The sequence below is a fragment of the Photobacterium marinum genome, from assembly GCF_000331515.1.
GTDB lineage: Bacteria > Pseudomonadota > Gammaproteobacteria > Enterobacterales > Vibrionaceae > Photobacterium > Photobacterium marinum.
This window is the reverse complement of sequence record NZ_AMZO01000026.1, coordinates 24499-36578: the sequence shown is the minus strand read 5'-3', so window position 1 is coordinate 36578 and position 12080 is coordinate 24499. Positions and strand designations below refer to the sequence as shown.

General features: G+C 38.8%; 10 protein-coding genes. 4 read left to right on the top strand and 6 right to left on the bottom strand.

The features are described 5' to 3' along the window. The first annotated feature begins 301 nt into the window (after positions 1 to 301). Positions 302 to 721: an AGE family epimerase/isomerase gene (locus C942_RS17150; protein WP_007468046.1), complete on the top strand. Its 420-nt coding sequence runs from the start codon at positions 302 to 304 to the stop codon at positions 719 to 721. 124 nt (positions 722 to 845) lie between these two features. On the opposite strand, the gene mrdA is transcribed toward C942_RS17150, so the two are convergent. Both mrdA and C942_RS17140 read right to left on the bottom strand, forming a co-directional pair. Continuing rightward, positions 846 to 2786 carry a penicillin-binding protein 2 gene (gene mrdA / locus C942_RS17145; RefSeq protein WP_051035853.1) on the bottom strand — a complete coding sequence of 647 codons (1941 nt, stop codon included), beginning with the start codon at positions 2784 to 2786 and terminating at the stop codon, positions 846 to 848. A 180-nt stretch (positions 2787 to 2966) separates the two neighbouring features. Further along, entirely contained in the window at positions 2967 to 3536 is a 570-nt protein-coding gene (locus C942_RS17140) for a cysteine hydrolase (RefSeq protein WP_036800792.1), read from the bottom strand. 116 nt (positions 3537 to 3652) lie between these two features. On the opposite strand from C942_RS17140, the gene C942_RS17135 reads away from it, so the two are divergent. From C942_RS17135 to C942_RS17125, 3 genes are read left to right on the top strand one after another with little or no spacing between them, the layout of a single operon-like run. Next, positions 3653 to 4507, top strand: a complete 855-nt coding sequence (locus C942_RS17135) for a LysR family transcriptional regulator (protein WP_007468044.1) — start codon at positions 3653 to 3655, stop codon at positions 4505 to 4507. Further along, positions 4501 to 5451 (top strand): FUSC family protein, encoded by a 951-nt coding sequence (locus tag C942_RS17130; protein ID WP_007468042.1) that lies wholly within the window; start codon positions 4501 to 4503, stop codon positions 5449 to 5451. The genes C942_RS17135 and C942_RS17130 overlap by 7 nt, the downstream gene beginning before the upstream one ends. A 16-nt stretch (positions 5452 to 5467) precedes the next feature. Further along, positions 5468 to 6172 carry a hypothetical protein gene (locus C942_RS17125; protein WP_007468040.1) on the top strand — a complete coding sequence of 235 codons (705 nt, stop codon included), beginning with the start codon at positions 5468 to 5470 and terminating at the stop codon, positions 6170 to 6172. A 243-nt stretch (positions 6173 to 6415) separates the two neighbouring features. Here C942_RS17125 and C942_RS17120 read toward each other — a convergent pair whose 3' ends face one another. The 4 genes from C942_RS17120 to C942_RS17100 all read right to left on the bottom strand — a co-directional run bounded on the left by C942_RS17120 (position 6416) and on the right by C942_RS17100 (position 12079). Beyond that, entirely contained in the window at positions 6416 to 6697 is a 282-nt protein-coding gene (locus tag C942_RS17120; RefSeq protein WP_007468038.1) for a hypothetical protein, read from the bottom strand. A 406-nt stretch (positions 6698 to 7103) separates the two neighbouring features. After that, the gene (locus tag C942_RS17115; protein ID WP_007468036.1) at positions 7104 to 7541 is read right to left on the bottom strand and encodes an RHS repeat domain-containing protein; all 438 of its coding nucleotides are present in this window, start codon (positions 7539 to 7541) and stop codon (positions 7104 to 7106) included. Between the two features lie 453 nt (positions 7542 to 7994). Continuing rightward, entirely contained in the window at positions 7995 to 8462 is a 468-nt protein-coding gene (locus C942_RS17105) for a hypothetical protein (RefSeq protein WP_036800783.1), read from the bottom strand. Beyond that, positions 8459 to 12079, bottom strand: coding sequence for an RHS repeat-associated core domain-containing protein (locus C942_RS17100; protein WP_007468032.1), 3621 nt, complete (start codon positions 12077 to 12079; stop codon positions 8459 to 8461). Before C942_RS17100 ends, C942_RS17105 begins: the two co-directional genes overlap by 4 nt. Between the last annotated feature and the right edge of the window lies 1 nt (position 12080).

The following is a 12080-nucleotide window of genomic DNA, read 5'->3' as shown; positions in this document are numbered from 1 at the left end:
TCATGCTAATGTCCTGAGGTAAGTGGTTATGAAATTTATGACGAAAACATCTTGCCTATTCCCCTCCCTCCGATATCGGAGGGAGTACCCTAACCGTTAGGGATGGGATAAAACACAAAATTGCCTCAGTCGAAAAATAAAAAAATCAGCAATTCAACTAATCTATGCTCCTCCCCCCGCCGGATAGAACTGAGGGTTATTTAGTGTCTTGAGTATTATGAAGCTGGCGCTAAACAGTCTCACTATCACAATCTGAAGGCCCTCAACTTCTAAATACAAGCTCACCTCCTCAAATGACAACATGGCGGTGATTTGCGAGTTCATCACTCATCATTTAACCGATCAAAACCATGGAGTCCGATATCTATCGCAAGATAGCCAAAAAGGTCAAAACCCACACATGCACCTGTTCGAAGCACTGATCGTCAGCTTTGAACTTACCGACAACGCACTGTGGCTAGAGCGAGCTAAAGCGCCCTACCAACTATTCGAAAATCATTTCCTACAACAAAATCACATGACAGAGTTTTTCGATGCCGAGTTTAAACTTGGTCCCCAAACCGGCACGCACATCGATCCGGGACACCACTATGAGTGGATTTGGCTTCTTAACCACTACCATAAACTCACTAGGACCGATGTCTCCCAACCCAGCTCAGCTTTGCCCGAAAGTACGGCCACAACTACCAAGCAATCCATAAAAATAGGGTTCAACGTTTGAATTCTGAAAGATAATGATGGCTATAGTTTAGAGTCCAACTAGGCAAATAGCTTACCGAGTTTGAACATACTTTCTAACTCGGTAGGTTTTAGGTAAGGAATCGATTAAGCTAAAATATTGATTTTTAACCAGAAGTTACAACACCAGTAGGCTGACAGTGAATAAAAACAGTATTTTTTTTACGCTTATTACCTTGATCTAACAATAAATAATCAAACACGTGCCGAATAAAAGGAGCACCAACTCTCGCCCCTCCATTACCATGTTCTATGACCACAGTTGCTACAAATTTCGGATGCTTGTACGGTGCGAAAGCAGTATATAACCCATGATCAAGTAGCTGTTTAGAGAGTGTCATAGAATTATACTTTTCATTTTTTCTTAGACCAAACACCTGCGCAGTACCCGACTTACCGCCACTGACATACTGAGTACCATTAAAGGCATGGCGACCTGAACCATGCGTTCCATGATTCACCAAACGCATAGCGTTAATTGAAATAAGCCAGTTTTTTTCGGATACGCTATCAAACAATGGGAGTCTTTCTTTCTTAACCTTAATCTTTTTTTCAGAACATGTTTGAGGGTCTAAGACCGCTTTTAGCAAATGTGGTGGCATTACAGTCCCATGGTTAACGAGTACAGATGTAGCCTTTGCGATTTGAATGGGCGTTGCGGTCCAATACCCCTGACCAATACCGATCGGTACAGTATCCCCCTTATACCAAGGCTTGTGATGACGGGTGAATTTCCAATCACGAGTCGGCATGTTTGCCCTGGTTTCTTCATGAATATCAATACCGGAAAGCTGCCCAAAGCCGAACTGGCGCATCCATTTTGAAATACGATCGATACCTAGATCAAATGCGACCTGGTAGAAGAAAGAATCTACCGATTCTTCAATAGCTCTTGTAACATCGACACGGCCATGTCCCCAACGTTTCCAATCGCGCCAAGCCTTAGAGTTTGGTTTTGAGCCTGGAATACGCCATACACCATGGTCATTCCGAACTGTTTGGGCAGTGATAACCTTCTCCTGAAGTCCAGCAACAGCCATAAACGGTTTAACCGTCGAGGCCGGAGGATAAACGCCAAGAGTACTGCGGTTTATCAACGGGTGGGCTGGATCCTTAAGCAAAAGACGATAATCTGTATCTGATATACCATTAACGAAAAGATTTGGATCATAGCTTGGTGTCGATACCATCGCTAATATACTGTTATCTTGGGGATTTATCACCACGGCGCTACCCTGGCGGTTACCCAACTTGTTATAAGCATACTTTTGGAGTTCAACATCCAAGTTCAACACAAGATCCTTGCCGTCTACAGGGGGAACATAATTAATTCGACGAATGACTCGGCCTCGGCTATTAACTTCCACTTTTTCATAACCTTGAGTACCGTGCAGTAGATCCTCATAATAACGCTCAACACCCAATTTACCGATGTTGTTTGTAGCCTGATAATTTTTTAGCTTCCCTGCTTTTTCAAGTTGTTTAATGTCATGTTCATTGATATGGGAGACATAACCTAATACATGTGTCAGAATTTTCCCATAAGGATAATGACGCTTTAAAACAACCGTCACTGAGACTCCTGGAAATTTATACTGATTAACTGAGAAATGAGCGATCTGTTTTTCAGTCAATTCATTTAGAATAATCACATGATGATAGTTAAGTGGATATTCATGGCGCTCTCGAAAAGACCTAACTTGTTCAGTCTTGAAATCAATGTATTTCTTAAGACGTTCAAGCAATGAGTCCACATTCCCTACCATTTCCGGAAGAATACTCAAACAATATATTGGCCGATTCTCAGCAAGCAAAACACCGTTTCTATCTAGTATCTGTCCTCGCGTTGGAGCTATAGGTATTATTTTAATTCGATTATTAATAGATAAAGTTTGATAAGAATCATATTGCACAACTTGCAAATTATATAAATTTGCAACCAATACACCAAACAAAACAATCATGCATAAAAAAGCAATAAATGCACGACATTTAAAGACCCCAATCTCCTCCTTAAAATCTCTAAACTCATTTTTATTGGATGACATACAAATTCTCATCTTTTGTCATTTAAAAACAAAACCAAGTAATACACCCAAGATCACATTTATCTTATAAGAGCTTAATAAAACATTTAAATGAAGATTTAGCACTCAGTAACAAACCCTCACAATAAAGACCACACTTAAAACAAACGAACCACTCTAAAAACTTATCAGTTTCAATAACTATAAGTCCTGCAGAGTGATAACATCAGCTAACATTCTACAATTATCAAGTGCATTCTCATGCTCCATTGAACTTGAAGCAGCACAACAGTCACTAATCACAGTAATCATTATATCTAAATCGTGTGCACTTCGAACACACGACTCAATAGCCCAACGACTACTAACACCTGTAAGATAAATATGTTTTATATTATTAGATAATATGTATTCTTTAAATAAAGTACTAGAGAATGGATCTATTGCATTCTTTTCAAACTCCTTTACATCATCAGCGATATTTAAACCATCAACAGTCTTAGTACCCCATGTACCTCTCACTAGAGCACCAGTAGATTTAATTGGGTTCAATAATGGTGAACATAAAGGCATTTCAATATAAGAATCTGAAAATTGCACTTTTGATTGAATTATTTTAATATTCATCTCTTTCATTTTGCCAATAACTTTATCCATATTATTCAAAAACACAGAAAACTCAGATTTATTGGAAAAGCATGAAAGCTTACCTTCTGGATGAACTATATCATTAATTACATCTACCATTACGAAAATAGAGTTGTGAACCATATTAATAACCTCACCTATTGAAAAAAGGATAATGTAGAATATACTACACGTAGTTATTAAGGTTAATTTAGAGTTTTAAAACAACCATCAACTTTTTCTTAATCAAGGCTAAACACATGTCAAAAATGTCAAACATATACTCGCTCTACGTCTTCTACAAGGTATGCAAGACATTGAATTACAAAGATGTTTCAGAAGAGCTAAACATAAGCACTTCATCAATAAGCCAACACATAAAAAAAATTGAAACCTATTTCAATAGTGTATTTTTGATAAGAACCACAAAAAATATTAAATTAACTCATGATGGTAAAGCTTTCTTTGATAACATCAAAACAGGTTTCGAAACAATTGAAGAGGGATTCATAAATCAAAAGAAAAGAAACATAACAATATGTAGCACAAGTTCTATAGCTTTAGATGTCATAATACCTATCCTTAATGAAAACAAAGATATTATTGATAATTTATCTCTCAAGCACATTGATGACACGAATAACAACGAAGATTTTATAGTATCATATGGTTCACTGCCAGAAAGTAACCTCTACGACCAACACCTAATATCTAAAAGAGACACATTATCTTTATTTGGGGTACCATGTGATAAAATTGAAAAAAGCAAGTTCATCTCAATACAAAACAAACAATTAATCAGTGACTTTGAACAATGGTGTAGAACGTTCGATATCAATAAAAATGAGTTAGAATTCATCTCTGTATTTAATATAGAGCAAGCCATTGAGTTACTAAAAAACGAAATAGGCATTTTAGTTATAAACCGAAATATACTCTTAAAAAAGAATGGAATAACATCGATACCAGAAGTAAAAGATTTCAAATGTGATGCATTGAACCACTTCTATTTATACAACAAAAAGCAGCTTGATCCTAAAGCAATAAAACTAAAAGAATTAATCATCAATAACATTACAAATTACTACTCAGTTGAAAAGGAACAGCAATGCTAAGTTTAACAAACACAATAAGAAAAGAGTTTTATCTTATTTTTTTTGGCATTGTACCAAGCCTATTGATGTATGCAATAAAAAATGACCCCATATATGTAAAAATGGCTCTCATTTCAACTTCCATCATCATCACGCAATTAACGCTTAGATGCTCCATAAAAATAGTTATCGCTCAGTTTTTGCAGATAGTTATAATTAGTACAATTCTGTTCCTACTAAATAAAAACTTAGTTGGATACACCTTAGTTGCTAGTTTAATATGCTCTTATTACCTTAATCTAAGCCGTTATGGAAACAATTTAAGAGTTTATTCATCATTCATTATAGTTCCAGCCTTTTACTTATCTACGGAAATTACCCGATTGGGTATTGAGCATCATGAATTATTTAACACATATATAATTCACCTCCCATTTTCTATATTACCCTGCCTTATTTTAAGCAAGATAATAAAAAAAGAAGATAAAGAAATTGAATTAGGTGAACATTATAGAGATTATAACGAATTAACAATCACCGTCTTTATATCAGTATTTCTTTGTTGCATCTTCAGTTACTACTTCGAGTGGCACCACTCTGAATGGATCCTTTGGTCTGCGATAAGTGTATGTACAGGTGAAATTTCAACTATGAAAAAGAAAGTCAAATATCGATTCTTGGGAGTATTGCTTGGAATAACTACAGGGGTAATACTTAGCCTATATCTACCAAACGAAAGTTTAATTAGATATCTATCAGTATCACTAATACCATTAACTATTCCCCTCAAAAATTATTTCTTTGCATTTTCGTTAAGATGCATGTTGACGGTTTTGTCTGTTGGAATGGTCAATCAAATTGATGGTATCATCCTTTCTAAAATCATGAGCATATATATTGGTGGGGCAATTGGCTATAGTATTGGTTTTCTTGTTATCAACAACAGACTCAATAGAATGAATTAGTAACAAGACTATTTGTATGACTCTACGGTTTATCATTCATTATTCAAACACACAAAAAGCAATGAAACATATTCTCATTATTCTTCTCGCATTGGTTGCCTCAACACATGTGCTGGCCACTGAGTTAGCTATCGGCATACAGGCCACAATAAATAGTATTGATATTCAAGATCCAGATGATAGTGAAAGAACAATTGCCCGCATGACCAGTGACATGAAGTATTACCCGACGGTATCGCTCCTGTCAGACGAATACTACTTTAGTAAAGACTCGAATGTGGGTGTTCAATTGCAGTTTGACTGGAGTATATTCAAAGCCGATAAACAGGAAATTGGCGAAAATGACACTGGCATTGATTTGGGAACGTCCATATCGGGCTACGCCCTTTCAGCTGTACCGGTCATCTTTTACCACTTTAACCGTCACAACCAAGACGAGTGGAATGTAAAATTAGGAACAGGATTGGGACTTGGGTACTTGAAACTCAAAGGGGACTACCAAGTTACAGATGTGACGCACCCTGATTACGGTAAGATTAAACAAGCTAACTTGGACAAAGTCGGTCTTGCTGTCGGTGTCTACTTAGAAGCAAATAAAGGAAATCACATTATGTCGATTTACAACTTTAGCCCTATAACCCAAAGTGATGCCTCACAATTCAAAGAATATAATTTTTTCTTAACTTATAAGTATCGCATTAACATTGATGATCTACTTTAACACTATCCTTGTGATTACTGAGCATTAATAGCTGACGTTAACGTTGCTTTTCCTCTCATTATGAATAAAACCAATCTCATAACATTAAAAGGTCACAACAAATGTTGTGACCTAGCTATTTAAATAATGCTTGAAAGCATAAACCAATAAACACCTAACGTCCTTACAATTAATTCGCTTAAGAAGAGTGTCATATTTTAGAAAGAGCCATTCATTAACTCACTTAGAAGTTTCCTTTCTATATTAACTATCTGAAAAAGAAATCTTCTTGGCTTCAAATTCTATTTTATCACCAGACTGAATCTCAATTTGTAAATAGAAGTTTCCATTATCTAAAGCTGTTGGGATGTCAACTTTGTTAACAGATGCACTCTCTCCCCAATCCTCACGTTTAGGTATTTTCAACTCAGCTACCCCCTCAGCAATAAGCGTAACTTCCTGTGAGTAGCTGTTTTTAAATGTAATAGTGGCTATACCTTTTAACCAATCAAACACCAATGTAACTAATGTCCAATCATGCATCATTGTCATTTTATCCTATGTGAAATTTATAGGTAAATATGCTGCAGGTGACTCTTAAGGAGCACCGTTACCATTGATATCAATCCATTGTATTTGCGGGTTATTTACGTGAACATGCAGACTAGAATAATTGTATATCAAAACAATCTTTGTTTTCCCGTAACAGGCTCCCGTCCCCATTAACCGAAACCGCGCATCCGCTTGCTTTCCACTCATGGAAAAGTAGCTTTTCGTCAAGCTTCAGCACCATAGTCAGTCGTGAACAAAATATCATCGGGAAGCAGCCCACCTATAAAATTACCGCCAGAGTCATAGTGGAATATCACTTCGAGTATCCCTAAGAGTACTTGGGCTCAACTTATTGAAGCTAGCCTGTAAGCGGCTCAGCTCAACCCCATGAAATAACACGCTATTGTCTGATTACTTCAATTACCTCATCATCAAAACTATTTTTAAACTTTTTATTATCAAGAATCTGATTAGGAGCACAAATAGAAGCAAGAACAACTTCTTTCCCATCTGGATCAACATATCCTAACGGTTCAGCATTAACATAAGCATACAGGTTTATTCCACCCTGTTCTTGCAACGGATCGCGGTTTAGCCAGCGCCCTAAATTTGGCATATAGAAACGGTAACCAAAGTATACTAAACCACTTGCAAAGTCGCTGCGTTTGGTCGACATACCAAATGGCTGTAAATCGTAGTTACTACTACCAACTGAACCATAAGGTGAATAATCATATTGACCTATACGCTGGCCTTGCTGATTAAATACACCTTGTACATGACCTAAATGGTTTGTTAAGTAGTAATAATGAGTTTCTCCCTGGCGACGAACAAGCAATCCGCCAACTTCGCAAGCTCAATCCGCACTCCCGGTATTTTGCGCAGCGACAGTACCTTTTACATCCTTCTATTGCAGTTCCAACAAACCGAAATAAACATAATAATCAGGAATAACTTAGCGATATTTATTCGCAATAAATATAATACCTTTCCTTTCTTGAAAATAGGCCACGGCCAATATTCATATTTATCTTCTTAATTATATAAGATGTATCACAGTCAGAAATCCCTTCATAAATAAATCCATCGTCACTTTTTTCCTTTGCATGTTTTGCGTGACAAATAGAACCACCTCGATAAATAATCTTACACCCTACAGCCATCAGAGTAACAAACTTATGTTGTTTATGACTCACTCCATGCTCGGTATAAAATACTAGACAAGAGAAATATTGTAATAGTAAACATTTCCAAGCGATACTTTTGCCGTCCAGTGAAGCTATTAAGCTCACTAAAACACATCATCACACTTTATAAAGTAAAGTGCATTATTGTTTATAACTTTAAGTTTATTAGAAAAAACAAACAAACCTTCACTAATCAACGGTGCAAAATATTCATAATCACTTTTATAACGCAAGTTAGAAAGATCGTAGATACTATCATTTCCACTTATCGTGCCAACTTTATTCCAAAGTTCTTTATTTGGTAACTCAGAAAAACTCAAACTATAAACATCTAAGAAATCAATATATTCTGGTTGCTTTATCAATCGAGCATGAGGATATTTACCTTCAACCTTCCCGCCAAGAACCCACCCTTCAGGAACCTTATAACATATATCATTTAGTACAAACTCTGTTCCTTGTTTAAATCTAAAATACTCATAAACTATAGCATTTGAAATAACCTGCAAAACTGGTGTATAAATCATAATAATGATAAGTATCAGAAAAGGAGTAACTTTTATATAATTCATTGATTAGCTAGCTCCGCAACAACTGCTCCCACAGCATAGTCTTCGACACCAAGAGGTAAGGGACCTGTTATTGAAGTCCCTGGAACTGATGTCGCCAAACCTTGTGCGCAATCATGCGCATCTTTTAACCCTTTATTACGATACTTTATATAATTATCAACATGCTTATCAGCCTGTTTATTGGAACAGGAATTATCAAAAATACAGTCTATTGCTTTTTGTTGTTCTTTACCCGTTTCTCCTAAATTATCCATACTATCGGCCCCTGATTCCATCGCATTTGTAACTCCTTCATAGATTCCAATAACACCAACAGCAGCAGTTACACAAACAGCAGTTCCAACAGGCCAGGCAAGACATATACCAACACCATAACGCCCATCCGGATCCACATACCCTAACGGATCACCATTCACATAAGCATACAGGTTGATCCCGCCCTGTTCTTGGAGCGGATCGCGGTTTAGCCAGCGACCCAAATTGGGCATATAGAAGCGATAGCCAAAGTATACTAAACCGCTCGCAAAATCGCTGCGTTTGGTCGACATACCAAATGGTTGTGACTCAAAGTTAGCACCACTGACAAAACCATAAGGCGAATAGTCATACTGGCCAATACGTTGACCTTGCTGATTAAACACACCTTGTACATGGCCCAAATGGTTTGTTAAGTAGTAATAATGACTTTCTCCCTGACGACGAACAAGCAATCCGCCAACACCACCGGCCAAATCCGGACGCCAGGCATTTTGGGCGACAACGTTTCCTTCTTCATCCCGCTCTTGCAATTCCAACAACCCGAAACGAACAAAATCCTTCGCAATGACTTGGGTATCATCTTCATAACGCTCATAACGCCTTAGGAAATGATCGTAACTATAACGAAACCGCTCCTCGATTTGCTTTCCATCTTTAGAAAACTGGATTTTCGTCAAGCGGCTTTCAGCATCATAGTCAGCACTAAACGGAATATCGCCAGGTAATACCCCTTCAATAAGGTTACCGTCTCGGTCATAGCGGAATATATCACTACGATTATTCCAAGAAGCAATCTGGTTCAGCGAATTGTAGCTTGCCAGTGGCCTTGTCTGCTCAAGCAATATCCCTTCATTCGTAGCCAAACGGGTAATATTCCCTGCCTGATTAAAGCCATACTCATACTGACTAATGATTTGATTGTTTTGTTTATATACCAGCGTATCCAAATCACCCGCACTATCATAATGCCTGTTTTGTTCAAGACCATTTGGATAGGTCAGCTGAGATGACACGGCTCCCGGCGTGTCGTTATAGCTAAAGCGAAATACTTCACCAAAGGCTGCTACAGTTTGTAATCGGCCTATCGCGTCATATTCATAGCTTGCTTGCACCTGATCTGACACCGCCAGCGATGACAACTGGTTAAGTGCATTGTACGTAAAACTGATTGTGTCATTTTTCAATGGCCCATCAATTGAAAGAGGGACACCGTCATTTCGATAGTTATATCGTGTGGTACCCAGTGCATCTGTGATTGATTCAACTCGACCAAACTTGTCATAGCTATAACTGACTGCCGGGGTATCGTCACCATATTCAACGCGGATCAGCTGGTTATTCGGATTATAGTGATAACGTTTTTCTATTCCCCTGGCGTTCGTCGCCTTCTTTAAATAGCCTTGCTCATATTCATAATTCAACTCGCTACCGTCATCATAACGCTTGGTGGCTAACCGTCCCCCAGTGTCATATTCAAATTCAGTGCGAGCCTGGTTGGTATCGACAAGAGCAGCTACTCGTCCTATCGCATCCCGGATTAATCGGGTTTGCCTTTGCATAGGGTCAATAACAGAAACCAACTGTTTTGCAGAGTTGTACTCATAATGGAGCGTTCGCCCACCTGGCAGTGTTTTACTCTCCACCATCCGCGGACACGTACCATAGACAATATCAACATTGCGATCGCCTTCATGCTCGACACGAGTGACTTGGTTGATCCTGTCATACTCGTAGTGAGTCGATTTACCATAGAGATCGGTAATATCAGTTACTCGGCCAAGATCATCGTACTGATAAGTAAGCAGTAACTTATCGGCAATAGTCAGAGAGCTAAGCAAACCATCTGTGTAGTGGTAGGTCAGCACATTACCTTGTGCATTGGTAAAAGCCGCGAGCTGACCTTTCTCGTTGTAACTGTAAGCAGATGTAGTGCCGGTAAAGTCGGTTTTCTCAACCAGACGATTCAACTTATCATATTTGAACTTGGCTTCACCCTGCTCATTCGCCAATTTGATAAGGTTCTGATGCTGATCATAAACATGAATCGTCTCATTCCCGAGGTTGTCGGTAGACTGAACAACTTTTCCTAACGAATTATTCTTGAACTTGATGACATTGCCATCTGATGATGTGACCTGAGATAGGTTACGGTTTTCATCATATTCATAAGACTCCCACGTATTATCTGGATGAGTAATCCGGCTTATGCGGGAATAACCTTTCTCGTAACGTTTATATTCATATATGGTTTTAGGGACATCCGACTGTCCGTTATTAGTTTGGTGATCAACATAGTTAACATAATCCTCTGGCGAAATGTACCAAGCGTTACCAGATTGAGAGTTATAAAAATACTCTTCACGGTAGCCAAGTGGATTGGTCACCGTAATGCGACTACTCATTCCCATCGGGTCGCCAACTGCGGGATAAACATCAATTTTCGAGCTATCCGGGTCCCCCAGTTCAACTAAGAACTCAGTGGTACCTTTGGCATCAGTCAGCGTTTTAATCAATCCTTTATCATCATAATCGATACGCGCGGTGTATCCCTGCATATCGGTAAGCGCGGTCAGTTCTCCTTTATCGTTATATTCAAAACTGGCTTGATAACCTGTAGGTCCGGCAACAGAGGTTAAGTAGTTTGAAGCATCATAATTCAAATCTACCGTTTGTAATTGCGCATTGGTAATTTGATGCAGTAACCCATTCTGATAACTAAACGTAAGGCGATTACCTGTCCGATCAGCTGTTTCTATTAGGCGGTAACGTTCACCATCTTCTTTCCGGAATAATTTATAAGCACCATTTGCGTACTGGGCTTTAATATCGGCGCCTTGTACCGTTAATCTCGGCAACCAGGTGGCCTCTCCCGACAACAGTGACTGCTTATTCAAGATATAATTAACGCCAATTTTCTCATATTCATCGACGCGACCATCCCCCCCGTGCAACACAAATGAGCCGGTATCTTCATCTACCCCGATAAATTCACTGTAATTATGAGACCACCTCGCACCGACCGTACCCGATCCTGATTCCTTACCTAATGCATTGTAGGTTAACGTAATTTCGATATCTGGCCCATAGGCGGAATCAACCCATATTGGGGTATCTTGCACCACGAGATTAAGATTATTGAAGTCGATATACCATATTGGAGCCCCCCGCTCACAGCCATCACCATTCGAACCCGAATTGGAATCTGAGCCCGTTCCGGCCCCCGAATTTTGGCCAGGATCGGGATGCTGGCCCTGAGGAGCCCCGCCCATTGGGCCAGTTGGCGGCGGCGTAGGAGGCGAGCATGACTGTAGCAAAGTCAAAAAGACAAGTGCCATTGCAGCTAATATAGCAAGTACCATT

Excerpts from the sequence above, each read along its gene's own strand:
- C942_RS17150 (WP_007468046.1), top strand. The coding sequence starts at position 302 with ATGGCGGTGATTTGCGAGTTCATCACTCATCATTTAACCGATCAAAAC.
- mrdA (WP_051035853.1), bottom strand. The coding sequence starts at position 2,786 with ATGTCATCCAATAAAAATGAGTTTAGAGATTTTAAGGAGGAGATTGGG.
- C942_RS17140 (WP_036800792.1), bottom strand. The coding sequence starts at position 3,536 with ATGGTTCACAACTCTATTTTCGTAATGGTAGATGTAATTAATGATATA.
- C942_RS17135 (WP_007468044.1), top strand. The coding sequence starts at position 3,653 with ATGTCAAAAATGTCAAACATATACTCGCTCTACGTCTTCTACAAGGTA.
- C942_RS17130 (WP_007468042.1), top strand. The coding sequence starts at position 4,501 with ATGCTAAGTTTAACAAACACAATAAGAAAAGAGTTTTATCTTATTTTT.
- C942_RS17125 (WP_007468040.1), top strand. The coding sequence starts at position 5,468 with ATGACTCTACGGTTTATCATTCATTATTCAAACACACAAAAAGCAATG.
- C942_RS17120 (WP_007468038.1), bottom strand. The coding sequence starts at position 6,697 with ATGATGCATGATTGGACATTAGTTACATTGGTGTTTGATTGGTTAAAA.
- C942_RS17105 (WP_036800783.1), bottom strand. The coding sequence starts at position 8,462 with ATGAATTATATAAAAGTTACTCCTTTTCTGATACTTATCATTATTATG.
- C942_RS17100 (WP_007468032.1), bottom strand. The coding sequence starts at position 12,079 with ATGGTACTTGCTATATTAGCTGCAATGGCACTTGTCTTTTTGACTTTG.